The sequence below is a fragment of the Aeromonas sp. Y318-1 genome (assembly GCF_027706125.1).
Lineage (GTDB): Bacteria > Pseudomonadota > Gammaproteobacteria > Enterobacterales > Aeromonadaceae > Aeromonas > Aeromonas hydrophila.
On sequence record NZ_JAPDCM010000014.1, the window covers coordinates 45,216 to 65,003 of the forward strand.

17 protein-coding genes are annotated in these 19,788 nt (G+C 62.6%); 6 read left to right on the forward strand and 11 right to left on the reverse strand.

Going from position 1 to position 19,788, the window contains the following annotated elements; translation table 11 throughout:
- Nucleotides 1-4: 4 nt before the first annotated feature.
- From surE to rlmD, 10 genes are all read right to left on the reverse strand, one after another.
- On the reverse strand, nt 5-751 hold the full coding sequence (surE, locus tag OKB87_RS19000; RefSeq protein WP_270828267.1) for a 5'/3'-nucleotidase SurE: 747 nt from the start codon (nt 749-751) through the stop codon (nt 5-7).
- On the reverse strand, nt 732-1,790 hold the full coding sequence (gene truD / locus OKB87_RS19005) for a tRNA pseudouridine(13) synthase TruD (RefSeq protein ID WP_077096098.1): 1,059 nt from the start codon (nt 1,788-1,790) through the stop codon (nt 732-734). Before truD ends, surE begins: the two co-directional genes overlap by 20 nt.
- The gene (gene ispF / locus OKB87_RS19010; RefSeq protein ID WP_065479376.1) at nt 1,790-2,266 is read right to left on the reverse strand and encodes a 2-C-methyl-D-erythritol 2,4-cyclodiphosphate synthase; all 477 of its coding nucleotides are present in this window, start codon (nt 2,264-2,266) and stop codon (nt 1,790-1,792) included. The genes truD and ispF overlap by 1 nt, the downstream gene beginning before the upstream one ends.
- Entirely contained in the window at nt 2,263-2,994 is a 732-nt protein-coding gene (gene ispD, locus OKB87_RS19015) for a 2-C-methyl-D-erythritol 4-phosphate cytidylyltransferase (protein ID WP_270828268.1), read from the reverse strand. The genes ispF and ispD overlap by 4 nt, the downstream gene beginning before the upstream one ends.
- Nucleotides 2,987-3,304: a cell division protein FtsB gene (gene ftsB, locus OKB87_RS19020; protein ID WP_011704770.1), complete on the reverse strand. Its 318-nt coding sequence runs from the start codon at nt 3,302-3,304 to the stop codon at nt 2,987-2,989. The genes ispD and ftsB overlap by 8 nt, the downstream gene beginning before the upstream one ends.
- 178 nt (nt 3,305-3,482) lie before the next feature.
- Complete coding sequence (eno, locus tag OKB87_RS19025) at nt 3,483-4,784, reverse strand: phosphopyruvate hydratase (protein WP_106553325.1); 1,302 nt, start codon at nt 4,782-4,784, stop codon at nt 3,483-3,485.
- An 89-nt stretch (nt 4,785-4,873) separates the two neighbouring features.
- Complete coding sequence (pyrG, locus tag OKB87_RS19030) at nt 4,874-6,511, reverse strand: glutamine hydrolyzing CTP synthase (RefSeq protein ID WP_017410643.1); 1,638 nt, start codon at nt 6,509-6,511, stop codon at nt 4,874-4,876.
- Between the two features lie 141 nt (nt 6,512-6,652).
- Nucleotides 6,653-7,450 carry a nucleoside triphosphate pyrophosphohydrolase gene (mazG, locus tag OKB87_RS19035; protein WP_041217124.1) on the reverse strand — a complete coding sequence of 266 codons (798 nt, stop codon included), beginning with the start codon at nt 7,448-7,450 and terminating at the stop codon, nt 6,653-6,655.
- 84 nt (nt 7,451-7,534) lie between these two features.
- Complete coding sequence (relA, locus tag OKB87_RS19040; RefSeq protein WP_016349532.1) at nt 7,535-9,745, reverse strand: GTP diphosphokinase; 2,211 nt, start codon at nt 9,743-9,745, stop codon at nt 7,535-7,537.
- Nucleotides 9,746-10,011: 266 nt separating this feature from the next.
- Entirely contained in the window at nt 10,012-11,334 is a 1,323-nt protein-coding gene (gene rlmD / locus OKB87_RS19045; RefSeq protein ID WP_270828269.1) for a 23S rRNA (uracil(1939)-C(5))-methyltransferase RlmD, read from the reverse strand.
- A gap of 153 nt (nt 11,335-11,487) precedes the next feature.
- Between rlmD and barA the strand changes: the two genes are divergently transcribed.
- The 3 genes from barA (at nt 11,488) to OKB87_RS19060 (ending at nt 15,675) form a co-directional block, all read left to right on the forward strand.
- Nucleotides 11,488-14,199: a two-component sensor histidine kinase BarA gene (gene barA, locus OKB87_RS19050; protein ID WP_024946174.1), complete on the forward strand. Its 2,712-nt coding sequence runs from the start codon at nt 11,488-11,490 to the stop codon at nt 14,197-14,199.
- Nucleotides 14,200-14,271: 72 nt separating this feature from the next.
- The gene (locus OKB87_RS19055; RefSeq protein WP_011704763.1) at nt 14,272-14,751 is read left to right on the forward strand and encodes a DUF1456 family protein; all 480 of its coding nucleotides are present in this window, start codon (nt 14,272-14,274) and stop codon (nt 14,749-14,751) included.
- A 3-nt stretch (nt 14,752-14,754) separates the two neighbouring features.
- Entirely contained in the window at nt 14,755-15,675 is a 921-nt protein-coding gene (locus tag OKB87_RS19060; protein ID WP_270828270.1) for an N-acetylmuramoyl-L-alanine amidase, read from the forward strand.
- 69 nt (nt 15,676-15,744) lie between these two features.
- Here the strand turns inward: OKB87_RS19060 and OKB87_RS19065 are convergent, their stop codons facing one another.
- On the reverse strand, nt 15,745-16,542 hold the full coding sequence (locus tag OKB87_RS19065; protein ID WP_005309410.1) for a DeoR family transcriptional regulator: 798 nt from the start codon (nt 16,540-16,542) through the stop codon (nt 15,745-15,747).
- A 272-nt stretch (nt 16,543-16,814) separates the two neighbouring features.
- Between OKB87_RS19065 and kbaZ the strand changes: the two genes are divergently transcribed.
- From kbaZ to agaV, 3 genes are read left to right on the forward strand one after another with little or no spacing between them, the layout of a single operon-like run.
- Nucleotides 16,815-18,128: a tagatose-bisphosphate aldolase subunit KbaZ gene (gene kbaZ / locus OKB87_RS19070; protein ID WP_039214649.1), complete on the forward strand. Its 1,314-nt coding sequence runs from the start codon at nt 16,815-16,817 to the stop codon at nt 18,126-18,128.
- A gap of 12 nt (nt 18,129-18,140) precedes the next feature.
- Complete coding sequence (locus tag OKB87_RS19075) at nt 18,141-19,310, forward strand: SIS domain-containing protein (RefSeq protein ID WP_270828271.1); 1,170 nt, start codon at nt 18,141-18,143, stop codon at nt 19,308-19,310.
- A complete protein-coding gene (gene agaV, locus OKB87_RS19080; RefSeq protein WP_005309404.1) occupies nt 19,310-19,783 on the forward strand; it encodes a PTS N-acetylgalactosamine transporter subunit IIB in 474 nt (157 codons plus the stop codon). Before OKB87_RS19075 ends, agaV begins: the two co-directional genes overlap by 1 nt.
- Nucleotides 19,784-19,788: the final 5 nt, after the last annotated feature.

Below are 19,788 nucleotides of genomic sequence, written 5' to 3' on the forward strand. Positions count from 1 at the left end.
ACCTTCATCCCTGCAGGTCCAACCAAGCCCCCAGCCCCGCCAGACTGCTGTAGGCAGTCATATCGATGGTCAGGGGGGTGATCGAGACGTAGCCCTGCTCGATGGCGGCAAAATCCGTGCCTTCGCCCGCATCTTGCTGGCTGCCGAGGGGGCCAATCCAGTAGATGGGCTGGCCACGGGGGTCCTCGCTGCATATGACCGATTCCGCCCGGTGGCGGTTGCCAAGGCGCGTCACCCTGATCCCCTTGATCTGATCGAGGGGCAGGTCCGGCACATTGACGTTGAGGATCTGATCGGCAGGCAGCGGGTGCACCATCATGCCCTTCACCAGCTGGGCGGCGTAGTGGGCCGCCGTGGCGAAATGGGTCTTGCCTACCAGCGAGATGGCCAGCGAGGGGAAGCCGAGGTGGCGTCCCTCGGTTGCCGCCGCCACTGTGCCCGAGTAGATGACATCATCCCCCAGGTTGGCGCCGTGGTTGATGCCGGCCACCACCATGTCGGGCTCCGGGCGCACCAGCTCGTTGACCGCCAGGTGCACGCAGTCGGTCGGCGTGCCCTTCACCGCATGATATCCGGTTTCGGCGATGCGGGTGACCCGCAACGGCACTTCCAGCGTCAGGGAATGACTCGCCCCGCTGCGATTGCGATCCGGTGCCACCACGATGACCTCGCCACAGGCAGCCAGCGCCTCGCTGAGGGCTCTTATGCCCTCCGCATGCACACCGTCATCATTACTGACCAGAATTCTCATCGGACTGATTCCTGAAACCATGATCGGCCTCTTCGGCCTGCATTAACTCGCGCACCACGCTGGTGGCAAACGCCCCGGCCGGCAGGAAGAACGACAGGGTCAACACGGCCCCCTCCAGCTGCCAGCTCATGGCTTGCGGCTTGAGCAGCAGCGGGCGGCGGTCCTGGTCCAGCCCGGCTTTTTCCAGGCCGTCACACCAATCGTGATAGGGGGCCAGCACGCTCTGTTCGAACTCGGCGGCGGCACCCTGGCTGGCCAACCGGCCACGGCCCCACTGGGGCGCGGTGAGCTGCACGTCGCCGGAGGCCAGACGCGCCGCCAGCTCAGGGGTCACGCCCTCTTCGCTGAAGATGGAGTGGCTGCCCTTGAGCATCACACAGTCGCCGGCCAGCAGCTGATGGGCCAGTCCCTGCTCGATGCGGGCACTGACGATGGCATTGAACAGCATGCTGCGGGCAGCGGAGAGATAGAGGGAGCGCTTGTTGCGATCCTTGATCCGCTTGCCGGCGAACATCGCCTTGGCCGCCTCCAGGTTGTTGCCGCCACGGCCAAAACGCTGCTCGCCGTAATAGTTGGGCACCCCCTGCTCCGCGATGGCCTGCAGGCGCGATTCCAGACCGTCGGCCTGCTCCAGCCCGGTGAGGCGCAGGGTGAAGTGGTTGCCCTTGAGATAGCCGACCCGCAGCTTCTTGTTGTGGCGCTTCACCTGCAGGATCTGGATGCTGTCGCTCTCGATCACAGAGAGATCAGGTTCCGCCTTGCCTGGCAGATGAATGCCGAACCACTGTTCGGTCACCGCGTGGCGGTCTTTCAGCCCGGCCCAGGTCACCGCATTGCGGTTGACCCCGGCCGCATCGGCCAGCAGACCAGCCACCCAGGCGGTATTCTCCCCGGTTTTACGCACCCGGACGAAGATGTGCTCCCCCTCGCCACAGGGTTCAAACCCGAGATCTTCATTGACCACGAAATCGGCGGCTTGTGCCTTGAGGATGCCACGGGCAGTCGGCGCCCCGTGCAGATAGGCAAGTTGTTCCAGCATTATTGTTTCACCAGTAAGACGACGGCTTCGGTGGCGATCCCTTCCTTGCGCCCCGTGAATCCCAGCTGTTCGGTGGTGGTCGCCTTGACGTTCACCCGGTTCAAATCACATTGCAGATCGGCGGCCAGCACGGCGCACATGGCGTCGATATGCGGCGCCATCTTGGGTGCCTGGGCAATGATGGTCACATCCAGGTTGCCGATGGCATAGCCCGACTGCTGCACCCGGGCAAACACGTCCCGCAGCAGGATGCGGCTGTCGATCCCCTTGAACTCGGCCGCCGTGTCGGGAAAGTGACGGCCGATATCACCGGCACCGATGGCGCCGAGCAGCGCATCGCTCACGGCGTGCAGCACCACATCGCCATCGGAGTGAGCCAGCAGGCCCTGCTCATACGGCACCGCCACCCCGCCCAGCATGCAGGGGCCAACCCCACCAAACTTGTGTACATCAAAACCATGTCCAATCCGGATCATGCCAGCTCCTCTGTGGGTGAATCGGGTTGCGCCGGCTGGCGCGCGTTCTGTTGCTGCAAATAGAGCCCCGCCAGAGAGAGATCCTCCGGCCGGGTCACCTTGATATTGTCGGCTCGTCCTTCCACCATCCGCACCGTGAAACCGGCACGCTCCATGGCGGAGGCCTCATCGGTGATCGTGGCCCCCAGCGCCAACCCCTCTTCCAGTGCCCGCAGCAGAGGACGAGTGGGAAACATCTGGGGGGTCAGGGCATGCCAGAGCTGCTCGCGATCGACGGTGGCGAGGATGTTGCCCGCCCCGTCGGAGCGCTTCATGGTGTCGCGCACCCGGCTGCCGAGGATGGCACCATCACAGGCCATGGCGGTGGCAATCAGGGCATCGAGATCGCCGTGGGTCAGACAAGGGCGGGCTGCGTCGTGCACCAGCACCCACTCCCCTGCGGCCACGTGCAACGCATTGAGCACGGAAAAGGCCCGCTCGGCGCCCCCTTCCACTCGCAGGATCCTCGGATCGGCGGCCACGGCCAGGGTGTCGAACCAGCGGTCATGGGGAGCCAGCACCACGATCACCTGAGCGATGGCCGGGTGGGAGAGCAGCCGGGTCAGGGTATGTTCCAGAATGGTCAGACCCGCCAGCTGCAGATACTGTTTGGGGCACTCGGCCCCCATTCGGCTGCCGATGCCCGCTGCCGGGACGATGGCGGTCAGCCCGGGGCGGAGATCAGTCATCGTAGGCTGCGTCTCCGGAGCTGGAACCCTTGTCTTTGTCCTTGGGGATGATCCGGTAGAAGGTCTCGCCCTGCTTGATGTAGCCAAGATCGTTGCGCGACAGCTCCTCGATGGCTTCCAGGCCCGAGGTCAGATCGTCGATCTCGCGATAAATCAGGTTGTTGCGATCCTTGAGTACCAGATTGTCCTGCTGTTGCCGGGTGATGGCATCGGACAGCTCATGATAGTCAGACAGGCCGTTCTTCCCCAGCCAGAGGTCATATTGAAGCCCCCCCAACAGGAGAAGCAGGATAAGAGTGAGTAGCCGCATGCACTGAGTCTCCTTCAAGCGGTCTAGTTTCCCATATTCGCAGGCAAGACAAAAGAAAGCCTGTGCCCCGGATGGGTTGGGCCGGAATAAAAAATGCAGAAACCCGCCGCGGCGGCGGCAGAAACGAAAAAGCCCCGCCGATTGGCGGGGCTTTGCAAAGCGTGGAAGCAGGCGAAAATTAAGCCTGGTTCTTCACTTCTTTCAGACCACGGAACGGAGCCTTGGCACCCAGCGCTTCTTCGATACGGATCAGCTGGTTGTACTTGGCAACACGGTCAGAACGGCTCATGGAACCGGTCTTGATCTGGCCAGCAGCGGTACCAACGGCCAGGTCGGCGATGGTAGCGTCTTCGGTCTCACCGGAGCGGTGGGAGATGACGGCAGTGTAGCCAGCGTCTTTGGCCATCTTGATGGCAGCCAGAGTTTCGGTCAGGGAACCGATCTGGTTGAACTTGATCAGGATGGAGTTGGCGATGCCGTTGTCGATACCGCGCTTCAGGATCTTGGTGTTGGTTACGAACAGGTCGTCACCCACGATCTGGATTTTCTTGCCCAGCTCGGCAGTCTGGTAGGCGAAACCTTCCCAGTCAGATTCGTCCAGGCCATCTTCGATGGAGACGATCGGGAACTTGGTGGTCAGGTCAGCCAGGAAGTCAGAGAAACCGTTGGAGGTGAAGACACGACCTTCGCCTTTCAGGTTGTACTCTTTCTTCTCTGCGTCGTAGAACTCGGAAGCAGCGCAGTCCATGGCCAGGGTGATGTCGGTGCCCAGTTTGTAACCGGCAGCGGCAACGGCTTCGGCGATCACTTCCAGCGCTTCGGCGTTGGATTTCAGGTTCGGAGCGAAACCACCTTCGTCACCAACGGCAGTGTTGTAGCCCTTGGACTTCAGCACTTTGGCCAGGTTGTGGAACACTTCAGCGCCCATGCGGACAGCTTCTTTCAGGGTCTTGGCGCCAACCGGCTGGATCATGAACTCCTGGATGTCGACGTTGTTGTCGGCGTGCTCACCACCGTTGATGATGTTCATCATCGGCAGCGGCATGGAGTAGACACCCGGGGTGCCGTTCAGCTCGGCGATGTGGGCGTACAGCGGCATGCCTTTGGCAGCAGCGGCAGCTTTGGCGTTGGCCAGGGAAACAGCCAGGATGGCGTTGGCGCCGAACTTGGATTTGTTCTCGGTACCGTCGAGGTCGATCATGATCTGGTCGACAGTGGCCTGGTCCTTGGCATCTTTACCCAGCAGAGCTTGAGCGATCGGGCCGTTTACGGCTTCGAGAGCTTTCAGCACGCCTTTACCCAGGAAACGGCTCTTGTCGCCGTCACGCAGTTCCAGCGCTTCGCGGGAACCGGTGGACGCGCCAGACGGAGCGGCTGCCATACCAACAAAACCACCTTCCAGGTGAACTTCGGCCTCAACGGTCGGGTTACCACGGGAGTCGATGATTTCACGACCGATCACTTTAACGATCTTGGACATGTGTATTTCCTCAGGTTTCGTAAAAAAACAACAAAAATATGCCAAAAAAAGCGGCTGTGGCACAGGGCCCCAACCGCATTTATTTTCAATTACTTCAGATTACGCTTCTGATACTCGCCTGCCGCCTTCACAAAACCGGCGAACAGGGCGTGGCCATCACGGGGAGTCGAGGTGAACTCCGGGTGGAACTGCGCGGCCACGAACCAAGGGTGATCCGGGATCTCGATAATTTCCACCAACTTCTTGTCGGCGGAGAGACCGGTCACTTTCAGGCCTGCTGCTTCAATCTGCGGCAGCAACTTGTTGTTCACTTCATAACGGTGACGGTGGCGCTCGTAAATGGTCGGGCTGCCGTACATCTGGCGCACCTTGGAACCTTCGACCAGGTGGCAGAGCTGGGAACCCAGACGCATGGTACCGCCCAGATCGGACTTCTCGGTACGGGTCTCGACGTTGCCTTCGTCATCCACCCACTCGGTGATGAGACCCACCACCGGATAGGCACAATCCTTCTTGAATTCGGAAGAGTGAGCCCCTTCCATGCCTGCCACGTTGCGGGCGAATTCGATCATGGCAACCTGCATGCCGAGGCAGATACCCAGGTAGGGGATCTTGTTCTCGCGAGCATACTGGGCCGCCTGAATTTTGCCTTCCACGCCGCGCTCACCGAAGCCACCGGGTACCAGGATCGCGTCCAGACCTTCCAGCAGCTCGGCGCCACGGGTCTCGATGTCCTGGGAATCGATGTACTTGATGTTGACGGACAGACGGGTCTTCAGGCCACCGTGCTTGAGTGCCTCGTTGACGGACTTGTAGGCATCCGGCAGGGATACGTACTTGCCGACCATGCCGATGGTCACTTCTGCAGTCGGGTTGGCCTCTTCATAGATGACCTGTTCCCACTCGGCCAGATCGGCCTCCTTGCACTCCAGACCGAAACGCTCGGTGAAGTAGGAGTCCAGGTTCTGGGACTTGAGCAGTGCCGGGATCTTGTAGATGGAGTCGACGTCTTTCATGGAGATGACGGCGCGCTCCGGCACGTTGCAGAACAGAGCGATCTTGGCGCGCTCAACGGCCGGAATGGCACGGTCGGAGCGGCAGATCAACACGTCTGGCTGGATACCGATGGAGAGCAGCTCTTTGACGGAATGCTGGGTCGGCTTGGTCTTCACTTCACCGGCGGCAGCCAGGTAAGGAACCAGCGTCAGGTGCATGAACATGGCATTGTTGCGACCCACTTCGGCAGCCAGCTGACGAATGGCTTCGAGGAACGGCAGGGACTCTATATCGCCCACGGTACCGCCCACTTCGACGATAGCAACCTGATGGCCTTCGGCACCGGCAATCACCCGCTCCTTGATGGCGTTGGTGATGTGCGGGATCACCTGAATGGTGGCGCCCAGATAGTCGCCACGGCGCTCTTTGCGCAGCACGTCTGCATAGATGCGACCGGTGGTGAAGTTGTTGCGGCGGGTCATCTTGGTGCGGATGAAACGCTCGTAGTGGCCCAAGTCCAGATCGGTCTCGGCCCCGTCCTCGGTTACGAACACTTCACCGTGCTGGGTCGGGCTCATGGTGCCCGGATCCACGTTGATATAGGGGTCCAGTTTCATGATGGTCACATCCAGACCACGGGCTTCCAGAATGGCTGCCAGAGAAGCTGCGGCAATGCCTTTGCCGAGGGATGAAACAACGCCACCAGTTACAAAAATATATTTTGTCGTCATGCTGAACCTGAAAGAAGTTTAGGGAATTTTAAGGGGTGCTTCGGGGATGAAGCAGGACGGGGAAACAGTATACCAAAACCCCCTCTCCCAAACAATGAACAAAAATCTATCAGGCTCCCGGCGCCCCCATCTTGCGCCAAATCAACTTTGTTCGGTTTCCTTGGCCCTGTCCCAGGCGGCATCGAGCTTTTCCAGCGAACAATCGCTCACTTTCAGCCCTTCTGCGGCGATAAACTGCTCAACCTGACGAAACCGGCGTTCGAACTTGGCGTTGGCGCCCCGCAATACCTGCTCCGGATCCTTGCCCAGATGGCGTACCAGATTGACGGTGGCGAACAAGAGATCGCCGAGCTCATCGCTCACCCGTTCTTCGTCCACGTCGGCCATCAGCGCCTCTTCCATCACCTCGTCGATCTCCTCGTGGATCTTGTCCACCACCGGGCCCAGGGTCTTCCAGTCGAAGCCGACAGTGGCGCAGCGCTTCTGGATCTTGGCGGCGCGGGTCAGCGCCGGCAGCGAGAGCGGGATGTCATCGAGCACGCTCTCCTTGTCGAGCGCGGCACGCTCTTTGGCTTTTTCCGCCTCCCAGTTCACCTTCACCGCCTGCTCGTCGCCAAGATCGGCATCGGAGAAAACATGGGGATGGCGGCGGATCAGCTTCTCGCTCACCGTATCGACGATATCGGCAAAATCGAACAGCCCCTGTTCCTTGCCGAGCTGCGCGTAGAACACTACCTGAAACAGCAGATCGCCCAGTTCACCCTTTAATCCGTCCCAATCCTGGGTTTCGATGGCATCGGCCACCTCGTAGGCCTCCTCCAGAGTGTGCGGCACTATGGTCTGGAAGCTCTGCTTCAGATCCCAGGGGCAACCCCCGTTCGGGTCGCGCAATCTGGCCATGATGTCGAGCAGTTGAGGCAGGTCGTAACGTTGGGACATGGGATATTCGCTTCTTGATTCGTAACGCAGGGGGAAAACAGTGACCGACCTGGCGGTCGGTCACGAGTTGGTTGTTGATGACAATCAGAGGCGCTTGGCGCTGATCACGTCGTTGAGCTGACTGAGCTTGGCCAACGCCCGGTTGAAGGCGTTGATGTTGTAAATCTCCAGCTCCATGTCGATCTCGGCGGTCTGCTCGCGCACGTTGGAGCGTGAGCGCACCCCCATCACGTTGATCTTCTCGTTGGCCAGCACGGTGGTGATGTCGCGCAGCAAGCCGGAGCGGTCGTTGGAGAGGATGCGGATGGTGAGGCCGTAGCCGCCGGAGTAGTTCTCCCCCCATACCGCGTCGATCAGCCGTTCCGGGTTGCGACGGGAGAGCTCTTTGAGCTGCTCGCAATCCTCCCGGTGGATGGAGACGCCGCGCCCCATGGTGATGAAGCCCTGGATGCCGTCCCCCGGAATGGGCTGGCAGCAACGGGCGATGTGGGTCATCAGGTTGCCGACCCCTTCCACCACTATGTGATCCTTGGGCTTGGGCCGGAACGGCACGTTGGCCTTTTGCTCCAGCTTCTCCAGCAGGCGGCGATCTTCCTCTTCCGCCGTCGGCTTGTTGTAGCGGGTGTCCAGGTAGTTCAGCAGCTGGTTGATACGGATGTCGCCGCTGCCGATGCCGGCCAGCAGATCTTCCAGCTCGTCGGCATGGAAGCGCTCCAGCACCACCTTGTCCACCTTGGAGAGGGTCAGGTTGTGCCTGTCGAGCTCCTTCTCCAACAACTCCTTGCCGGCGGCGATGTTCTTGTCCCGATCCAGCTTTCTGAACCAGGTGGCCACCTTGGCCCGCGCCCGGCTGGAGCGCAGGAAGCCGGAGTTGGGGTTCATCCAGTCGCGGCTCGGGTTCGGCTCCTTCTGGGTGATCACCTCCACCTGATCGCCGGTCTGCAGCGCATAGGTGAACGGCACGATGCGGCCGTCGATCTTGGCGCCGATGCAGCGGTGGCCGATCATGCTGTGCACGTGATAGGCAAAATCGAGCGGGGTGGCGCCCGCCGGCAGGTCGATCACATCCCCTTTCGGGGTGAAGACGTAGACCCTGTCCTCGAACACCTGACTGCGCAGATCCTCCAGCAGGGAGCCGCTCTCGGAGAGATCTTCCTGCCAGGCGAGCAGCTTGCGCAGCCACTCGATCTTGTCTTCGAAGGTGTTGGCCTTGCCTCCAGCCTGCGCCCCTTCCTTGTAGCGCCAGTGCGCCGCGACGCCGAGTTCGGCATCCTGGTGCATCTGGTCGGTACGGATCTGGATCTCCACCGTCTTGCCCTCGGGCCCCACCACCACGGTGTGGATGGACTGGTAGCCGTTGGGTTTGGGGTTGGCGACGTAGTCGTCAAACTCGCGGGGAATGTGATGGAAGTGGGTGTGGACGATGCCGAGCGCCGCATAGCAATCCTGCAGCCGCTTGGTCACCACCCGCACAGCCCGCACGTCGAACAGTTCGTTGAATTCGAGGTGCTTCTTCTGCATCTTGCGCCAGATGCTGTAGATGTGTTTCGGCCGGCCGTAGACCTCGGCCTCGACCCCCGCCTCTTTCAGGGCATCGCGCAGAGACTGCACGAACTCGCGGATGTAGCGCTCCCGATCGAGCCGCTTCTCATCCAGCTGTTTGGCGATCTGCTTGTAGGTATCCGGGTGCAGGTAGCGGAAGGCGAGATCCTCGAGCTCCCACTTGAGCTGACCGATGCCGAGCCGGTTGGCCAGCGGGGCGTAGATGTTGGTGATCTCCTGGGCCATCAGCACCCGGGTCTCTTCATCCGCCTTCTTCGCTTCCCGCAGGCAGGCGATCCGCTCAGCCAGCTTGATCACCACGGCGCGCACATCCTCGACCATGGCGAGCAGCATGCGCCGCACGTTGTCGACCTGTTCTGGCGAGGTTTCGCTGCGGTGCAGGGTCTGCAGGGAGCGGATGGCCTCCATCTCCAGCACCCCTTCCACCAGCTTGGCGATCTTGGGGCCGAAGTCCTCGTCCATCCGCTCCTGGCTGATGAGACCAGCTTCCACGAAGGGATAGATGATGGCGGCCTTGAGGGTGCCGAGATCCATGCTGAGCATCAGCAGGATGCCCACCATCTCGACCCCGCGTACCAGCAGGCGGTTGGTGAGCGCTTCGTCACCGAGCGTCAGACAGTACTGGTAGACGGTTCGCAGCTGATCCTTGTCACTGTCACTCAGGGTGAGCGAGCTGACCCACTCCTCCAGGGTGAAGTTGTCTTTCAAATGAATATCGCGAACCGCAACCATGGTATCAATCCTTTAAATTATTGGGCCGAAGGCTGTCGCCCCCTCCCCCTCATGAGAATGCCTCAAATGGGGATATGCGGAGATGTTTTCAAGGCATATTGTCAAGAAAGACAATAGAGTTCTCCGCCAGCCCCTGCCGATTTACGAGGGTCTAGATTACCCCAATCATGGCCGCCCAGACAGCGTTATGGACAGGGCAAATGCCACCCAACCTGGCGAGCCGACGCCCCTGCGGCGGTACCATTCCATCTGCCCCGCTGCGCCCGTTACTTGCGCTCGAACAGCGCCATGGACTCCAGATGGCCGGTGTGGGGGAACATGTCGAGCATGCCGAGGCGCACCAGCCGGTAGCCCCCTTTCACCAGCACCTGGCTGTCGCGCGCCAGGGTGACCGGATTACAGGAAACGTAGACCACCCGTCTGGGTGAAAGTTTCACGACATGCTCCATCACCTCGAACGCACCGGGACGGGCCGGATCCAGCAGCACCAGATCGAAGCCCTCCCGTGCCCAGGACATGCCGGCGATGTCGCCGCTCAAGTCCGCCTTGTAGAAACGGGCATTGTTGATGCCGTTGCGACGGGCGTTCTCTTCGGCGCGCGCCACCATGGCCAGCTCCCCTTCCACCCCCACTACTTCGCGGGCCTGACGGGCCAGCGGCAGGGTGAAGTTGCCGATACCGCAGAACAGATCGAGCACCTTGTCATCCTTGCCCGCCTCCAGCCAGGAGAGCGCCTGCTCCACCATGCGCTGGTTGACCGGCGCATTGACCTGAATGAAGTCACCGGGTGCGAATGCAAGAGACAGGCCATCCAGCGAATAGGAGGGGGCAAACTGCTGGTGCAGCGGCTCAATCTGCTCGTCGGCCGCCTGCAGATAGAGGTCGATCCCCTGCGTCTTGGCAAACTCGATCAGCTGCGCCCGATCCGCCTCGGTCGGCCGACCGGTATGGCGCAGCAGCATCAGGATCCCCTGCTCGGCCTGGATAAGCTCCGCATGGCCCAGCTCGCGCTGGCTCTTGAGGCGGTTGAGGCACTCGCGCAGCGGGCTGATCAGCACGGAGAGCGGCTCGGCCAGCACCGGGCAACCGCCGATCTCCACCAGATCGTTCGACTGGCGACGACGAAAGCCCACCCGGGTGCAGCGGCCGTTCTTGTCGAACTTGATGGCCAGCCGGCAGACCCGGCGATAGGCGCGGGACTCTCCGCCCAGCACGGGCTCCAGCGCCGGAGGCTGGATGTTGCCGAGCCGCTTGAACAGGCTGACCAGTCCGGCCTCCTTGGCGGCGCGCTGATCCCCTTCGGCCAGGTGCTGGGCACTGCAGCCGCCGCACTCGCGGTAGTGGCTGCAGAAGGGGGCGATGCGATTGGCCGCCGGGGTCACCACCTGTTGCAGGGCGGCGTGGGCATACTGCTTCTTGTCTTCGAGGATGCGGGCCTTGACCTGCTCACCGGGCAGCGCCCCTTCGATGAAGATCGCCTTGCCCTGGTGGCGGCCGATCCCGACGCAGTGGTGATCCAGGCTGTCTACCGTAAATTCAATGCGTTGGGGCTGGGTGGATTTCTTTTGGGGCTTGAAAAACTGGGCCATAAAACTTGGTGCCTATAGGTGGCTATGTCATGATTGTGGAATCTGCAGCAGGCTATTGTCCCACAAGAATAATAGTATGACCAAATACGGCCTGTGGGCCCGCTCCCGCTCGTTTACGCCATTGCCAACCCTGCTCATCGGGGGACCATCCGCATGACCAAATACGGCCTTCGGGCGCGTGTGCTGGCCTTTACCATCTTGCCGACCCTGATCATCGGCGGCCTGATGGCCGGCTATTTCACTTTCCACCGCTACCAGCAGCTGGAAAACAACCTCATCGATCAGGGCATCAACATCATAGAGCCGCTGGCCATCGCCAGCGAATACGGGATGACCCAGCACAGTCGCGAGTCGCTCAAGCGGCTGATCGGCCTCACCCACCGCAAGAACTCGCCGCTCATCAAGTCCATCGCCGTCTTCACCCAGGACAATCAGCTGTTCGTGACGTCCAACTACCACAGGGACTTCACCCGGCTGCGGCTGCCGGACGGCAGCCAGATCCCCGAGCTCACCAGCGTCACCCTCTATGGCGACGACATCATACTGCGCACCCCGATCCAGGCCGAGACCAGCATGGACGGCTTCCCGCTGCCGAGCGACGTGGAGCCGCCGATGATCGGCTACATCTCCATGCAGATGACCACCGACCGGGCCATGATCCTGCAATACCGCGACACCTTCTTCGCGGTGATCATGGTGCTCATCGGCATCGCCTTCAGTACCCTGTTCGGCTTCAGGCTGGTCAAGAGCGTGACCCAGCCCATCACCGACATGGTGCAGGCGGTGCACAAGATCAGGGAGGGGCGGCTCGATACCCGGGTCAGCGGTCAGCTCACCGGCGAACTGGACATGCTGAAAAACGGCATCAACGCCATGGCCAAGGCGCTCTCGGAATACCACGAGGAGATGCAGCAGAACATCGATCAGGCCACCTCCGACTTGCGCGAGACGCTGGAGCAGATCGAGATCCAGAACGTCGAGCTCGACATGGCCAAGAAGCGGGCGCAGGAGGCGGCGCGGGTCAAGTCGGAGTTCCTCGCCAACATGTCCCACGAGCTGCGCACCCCGCTCAACGGGGTCATCGGCTTTACCCGCCAACTGCTCAAGACCAGCCTGACCCCGAGCCAGACCGACTACATGCAGACCATCGAGAAGTCGGCTCGCAACCTGCTCGGCATCATCAACGACATCCTCGACTTCTCCAAGCTGGAGGCGGGCAAGCTGCAGCTGGAGCACATCCCGTTCAGCCTGCGCGACACCCTCAACGAGACCATGCACCTGCTCGGCCCCAGCGCTCACGACAAGCAGCTGGAGCTCTCCCTGCAGGTGGATGCCGAGGTGCCGGACTACCTCACCGGCGACCCCATGCGCCTGCAGCAGGTGCTGACCAACCTTACCGGCAACGCCATCAAGTTCACCGAGCACGGCAACGTGGATGTGCGCATCGAGCAGATCGGCAGTGCCAGCGGCAGCAAGGTGCGGCTCAACGTGCTGATCCGCGACACCGGCATCGGCATCTCGGAAGAGCAGCAGCGCCAGCTGTTCCAGGCCTTCAACCAGGCCGACTCCTCCATCTCCCGCCGCTATGGCGGCACGGGGCTGGGCCTGGTCATCACCCAGAAGCTGGTACAGCAGATGGGTGGCCAGATCCGGTTCGAATCGGAGCTCGGCAAGGGCTCTGTCTTCTCCTTCAGCCTGGATCTGGAGGTCTCTCCCCTGCCCCAGACCGACAAGCTGCCGCTGGATCGCATTCAGGGCAAACGGGTCTGGCTGCTGGAGCCGGATCCCTTCAGCCACTCGGCCCTCTGCGCCCTGCTGGCGGAGTGGCAGCTGGAGGTGCAATCCCTCGCCAGCGATGCCCCCTGGCCCGAAATGAGCAGCCAGGACATGGTGATCATCGGTAGCGGCACCCAGCACAGTCCACAACAGGTGGTGGCGCGCCTCGACGGGCTGGATCGCCAGCAGAACACCATAGTGCTGCTCAGCAGCCACGAGCCTTCGCTCTACGAGGCCATGCTGGCCCACGGCGCCCAGCACTGCCTCTCCAAACCCATCAACCATCGCAAGCTGCTGCATGCCCTGCTCTCCCCCGAGGCGGTCCGCAGCGCCCCGCTGCCGACCCCCTCCCCGCGCAGCGTGCAGGAGATCAAGGTGCTGGCGGTGGACGACAACGCCGCCAACCTCAAGCTCATCGCCGCCATGCTCAAGGAGATGGTGAGCCAGGTGGTGGTGTGCAAGAACGGCAAGGAGGCGGTCAGACTGGCCCAGAGCCAGCCGTTCGACATCATCTTCATGGATATCCAGATGCCGATCATGGACGGCATCAGCGCCACCCAGGCGATTCGCAGCCAGTCGCTCAACACCGAGACGCCCATCGTCGCGGTCACCGCCCACGCCATTCCCGGCGAGCGGGAACGGCTGATCCGCCAGGGCATGGACGACTACCTGGCCAAGCCCATCGACGAGGCCATGCTGGCCAAGCTCATCACCGACTTCGCCCATCGTCGCCACCAGAATCACGCCAGCCAGCAGATCGACTGGGCGCTGGCGGTGCGTCAGGCGGCGGGCAAGCTGGATCTCGCCAAGGAGATGCTGACCATGCTGATGGCCAGTTTCGACGAGGTGGATCCGGTGCTGGAGGCGGCGCTTGCCGGCCAGGTGGAGGATAGCGAGGTGCTGGCCCAGCTCCATCGCCTCAACGGCGGCTGCGCCTATTCCGGCGTGCCCGGCCTGCAACGGCTGCTCTCCCAGCTGGAGCAGCAGCTGCGCGACGGGGTGCCGGTGGCCGAACTCGAGCCCGAGCTGCTGGAGCTGCAGGATGCGATGGAGCAGGTACGCCAGGAGGCACCACGCTATCTATCCTGAACCGGGCAACCCGCTTTTTCTGACGCGGGCCCCGCCAGATGGTAAAGTTGCGCCGTTTCCACAGGAGTCGACATGACCAACAACGATATTTTGCGCCGCCTGCGCTACGCCCTCAGCATCAGCAACGACCAGATGGTCGACATGTTTGCCAAGGGCAACCTGACCGTCACCCATGCCCAGCTGCACGGCTGGCTGATCAAAGAGGCGGAGGAAGGGGAAGAGCAGGAAGCGGGCTTTGCCGCCTGTCCGGATTCGGCCCTGAGCCAGTTCCTCGACGGCTTCATCCTGGTGCGCCGCGGCGCGCGGGAAGATGCGCCGGCCCAGGTGATCCCGAACCGGATCAACAACAACATGATCCTGCGCAAGCTGCGCATCGGCCTCAACTTCAAGGAAGAGGACATGCTGGGCACCCTCAAGCTGGCCCACTTCAACCTCTCCAAGTCCGAGCTGAGTGCCCTGTTCCGTTCACGGGACCACAAGCACTATCAGGATTGCGGGGATCAGATCCTGCGCAACTTCCTCATCGGTCTCACCGCCAAGTATCGCGGCTGAACCATGGGCCGGCGTCTGCACTCACCGTCATCCCGCCAGCAGGCGGCCGGTGGGTGGCGCCGGCCATGGCAACTGGGTATTCACCTCCCGGGCACTCCTCGCCACGGGTTTGCACTCTGCCTCGCCCTGCTGCTTAGTGCCTGCCAGCCCGCCCCCTATCGGCTCAACCACGACTATCAGAGCGCCAGCCAGAACGAGCGCATCGCCTTTCTGATCCTGCACTACACGGACGAAGACGATGGCCACTCCCTGCGCCTGCTGACCGAGCCGGCCCATCAGGTGAGCGCCCACTACCTGATCCCGCGCGATACCCATGAACGGCCGCTGCCGGTCTACCAGCTGGTGCCCGACAGCCAGCGCGCCTGGCATGCCGGCCGCAGTCGCTGGCATCAATATGCGGGGCTCAATGCCAGCTCGCTCGGCATCGAAATCGTCAACCTCGGCTACCCGCCACAAGACGAACTGCTGCCCGCCCACCAGCGTCGCTGGCAGCCCTACACCCAGGCACAGATAGCCGCCCTCGGAGCCCTCACCCGCAAGCTGGTCGAGCGCTACCAGATCCCCCCCACCCAGGTGCTGGCTCACAGCGATGTCGCCCCCGAGCGCAAGCAGGATCCCGGCCCCCATTTCCCCTGGCGCGAGCTGGCCCTGCACTACGGGGTGGGAGCCTGGCCCGACGAAACCCGGCTGGCTGAATTGCGCCGGCAGCCGGCACCGGCCTGGGATGCCCTCGGCTGGCAGCAACGACTGGCCCGCTACGGCTACGGCATTGCCCCGAGCGGCAACTGGGACGAGCAGAGCCGCGCCGCTCTGCGCGCCTTCCAGCTCCACTTTCGGCCCGCCCTGGTCAGTGGTGAAGCGGATGCCGAGAGCCAGGCCATCCTCACTGCCCTGCTCGAGCGTTACTTTCCCAAGCAACGCTGACCTTTGCCCCCAACCACGAAAGAGGGACGCCGCAGCGTCCCTCTTTCACATTCTCAGTCGAGTGCCGGCTCAGGCCTCCACCAGCAGCACCTCTATCCCGGCCTGACGCAGACCGGCCAGGGTCTCGGCCGCAATGGCGTCGTCGGTGATCAGGGTGTGGATGCGCCGGGTATCGATGATCTTGTGCAGGCTCAGCCGGCCAAACTTGCTGGAGTCGGTCACGACGATGATCCGCTCGGCCACGTGGCACATGCAGCGGTTGAGCCTGGCCTCGTCTTCGTGATGGGTGCTGACGCCGCGCTCCAGGTCGATGCCATCCACCCCGAGAAACAACAAGTCAAAGTGATAGTTCTGCAAGGAGAGATCCGCCTGGGCGCCGTAGAAGGAGAGTGACTTGCGACGCAAATGGCCCCCCGTCATCAGCAGCTCCACCCCTTCCGCCTCCAGCAGGGCATTCGCCACGTTCATGCCGTTGGTCATCACCACTATCTCCTGGTGATCGCGCAGGTGGCGTGCCACCTCCAGGGTGGTGGTGCCCGAGTCGAGAATGAGGCGGCAGCCCGGCTGCACCAGGCTCGCCGCCATGGCGCCGATGCGCTGTTTGACCGGGGTGTTGAGCACGCTCTTGTCGGCGATGGTGCGTTCGGCTACCGGCTGGCCGGATTCACACAACAGGGCGCCGCCATAGGCGCGCACCGCCACCCCCTGTTTCTCCAGAAATGCCAGATCGTTGCGGATGGTGACGGTGGAGACCTGATAGTGGCCGGCCAGCTCGTTGACCTGAACGCTGCCATTGCTGCGCAGCTGTTGAATGATGCGCTCCCGTCGCTCGCTGGTGCCGAGCACGCTCTTTTCGGTGATTTGCATAGTCTCTCTGCCGGAGTCCTGTGGTGAAAGTAGAGCTTTCACTTCGTTACGTTTCCCTATTAACACTCAGCCTCGATGGCAAATCAAGCTTTCATTGAATTGAAAAGTGCCGTCAGACTCCCTAAAACAGCCACAAACCTTTCGATTCATTTCTTTTTGTGATCTTGCTCAAGATGTGAACACGCTTTTATTTCGTTTCGAACGCCGTACGCCTAGGGTAAAGAAAGAAATCGAAAGCAAAGTATCTTGTTCAGGCCAAGAGGAAGAGGGAAATGAAATCAATGCTGGATCTGGTCGCACAACACAAGCAGGGGGAGCAGGTCGGGATCTACGCCGTCTGCTCCGCCCATCCGCTGGTACTGGAGGCGGCCCTGCGACTGGCGGCGCAAGGGGACCAGCTACTGCTGGTCGAGGCCACCTCCAATCAGGTGGATCAATTTGGCGGCTACACCGGCATGACGCCGGCCGATTTTCGCGACCTGCTGCACCGGCTCGCCGCCGAGTGCCGCTTTCCCGTGCAGCGACTGGTATTGGGAGGCGATCACCTCGGCCCCAACCGCTGGCAGAGCGAGCCCGCCGCACAGGCCATGGCCCACGCCGAGGATCTCATCGCCAGCTATGTCGCGGCCGGCTTCAAGAAGATCCACCTCGACTGCAGCATGTCCTGCCAGGGGGATCCGGTGCCGCTGACCGACGAGCTGGTGGCGGCGCGCGCCGCCCGGCTGGCAAACGTGGCCGAGCAGACCGCCACCCGGCAGTTTGGCCACAGCGACCTGGTCTATGTGATTGGCACCGAAGTGCCGGTACCGGGCGGCGCCCACGAAGAGCTGGCCGAGCTGGCGGTCACCACGCCGGAGGCGGCGCGCCACACCCTGGCCGCCCACCAGCAGGCCTTCGAGCAGGCCGGGCTGGCCCAGCTCTGGCCGCGGGTGATTGGTCTGGTGGTGCAGCCCGGCGTGGAGTTCGACCACACCCACGTTATCGACTACCGTCCCGAGCGGGCCGCCCCCTTGAGCCGGATGATCGAGGCCTATCCCCATCTGGTGTTCGAGGCCCACTCCACCGATTACCAGACCCCGGACGCCTACCGCCAGCTGGTGCGCGATCACTTCGCCATCCTCAAGGTCGGCCCCGCCCTCACCTTTGCCCTGCGCGAGGCGCTGTTTGCCCTCGCTGCCATCGAGGAGGAGCTGGTGGTGGCCAAGGCCTGCTCGGGCCTGCGCCAGGTGCTGGAAGAGACCATGCTGGATCGCCCCGACTTCTGGCGCAGCCACTATCAGGGCAGCCCCAACGAGTGCCGGCTGGCCCGCGGCTACAGCTACTCCGATCGCATTCGCTACTACTGGCCCGACAGCCGGGTTGACGACTGTTACGCCCGGCTGCTGGCCAACCTGGCCGCCGAACCCATTCCCCTGCCGCTGCTCAGCCAGCACCTGCCGCTGCAATACCGCAAGGTGCGCCAGGGCACGCTGTCGCCCCGGGTTCACGACCTCATTCTCGATCAGGTGCAGGAGGTGCTGCGCCAATACGCGGCGGCCTGCAGCGCCGTCCCCGCCAGCCACTCCCGGCTGACCCCGGTTGTATAAGGAGTTGTAGAGATGATCCTTGGTTATCCAGAAGAGACGCTGCGGTCGGCCAACGGCCTGGCCACCGCCCGTGAAATTCGCCAGCAACCCGCCACCTGGCGGGAGACCCTCACCATGGTGGAGGAGTGCCGCGCCACCATAGAGCGCTTCCTGCTGCCCCTGCTGTCACGGGGCAACCTGCGGGTGATCCTGACCGGGGCCGGCACCTCCGCCTTTGCCGGCCGCGCCCTCGCCCCCTATCTCAGTGCCCGCCTCAACGGCCGTTTCGAGGCGATCGCCACCACCGACATCGTCACCGATCCGGGCGAATACCTGGCACAGGACTGCCCGACCCTGCTCATCTCCTTCGCCCGCTCCGGCAACAGCCCGGAGAGCGTGGCGGCGGTGGAGCTGGCCAGCCAGCTGCTGAGCGAGTGCCACCACCTGGTGCTGACCTGCAACGACGAAGGGGAGCTCTATCGCCGCTGTCAGAAGGATGCCCGCTCCCTGGCGCTGCTGATGCCGCCCCAGACCCACGACCGCAGCTTTGCCATGACCAGCAGCCTGACCAGCATGATGCTGAGCTGTCTGGCGGTGTTCCTGCCACGCCAGTTCAACCCGATCGCCAGCCAGCCGCTCATCGCGCTGGGGGACGCCATTCTGCCCCAGGCCGAACTGAAGGTGCCCGAGTGGGATCGGCCGTTGCCGGAGCGGGTCATCTACCTTGGCAGTGGCAGCCTGCAAGGGGTGGCCCAGGAGGCGGCACTCAAGCTGCTGGAGCTCACCGCCGGCCAGGTGATGGCCATGCACGACTCCCCCACCGGCTTTCGCCACGGGCCCAAGTCGGCCATCAATCGGCAGACCCTGATCGTGCTGATGGTGTCCAACGATCCCTATACCCGCCAGTACGATCTGGATCTGCTCGGCGAGCTGCGCCAGGACGGCCATGCCGCCCGGGTGGTCGCCCTGGCCGACCGGCCGGATCCGCTCATCAGCGCCGGCGAACACATCTATCTGCCCATCCCCCTCAACGGTGACGACGCCGAGCTGGCGCTCTGCTACCTGCTCTACGCCCAGTACTACGCCTTCCACACCGCGCTGGTGCTGGGCATCACCCCGGACAACCCCTGCCCGAGCGGGCGGGTCAACCGGGTCGTGCAGGGGGTCAACATCTATCCGTTCAACCAGCAAGGAGGCGTCTGATGCCGAACATAGTGCTGAGCCGTATCGACGAGCGCCTGATCCACGGTCAGGTCGGCGTGCAATGGGTCGGCTTCGCCGGCGCCAATCTGGTGCTGGTGGCCAACGACGAAGTCGCAGAGGACCCCATCCAGCAGAACCTGATGGAGATGGTGCTGGCGGAGGGCATCGCAGTGCGCTTCTGGCCGCTGCAGAAGGTGATCGACAACATCGGCAAGGCGGCCGATCGCCAGAAGATCCTGCTGGTGTGCAAGAGTCCGGCGGACTTTCGCACCCTGGTGGAGGGTGGGGTGCCCATCCCCCGCATCAACGTCGGCAACATGCACTACGCCGACGGCAAGCGTCAGATCCACAAGACGGTATCGGTGGACGAGTCGGACATAGCGGCGTTTCGCGCCCTGCAGGACGCCCACGTCGCCTGCTTTGTCCAGGGGGTGCCGACCGAACCGGCACAGGACATTTTCAACCTCATCTGATTAAG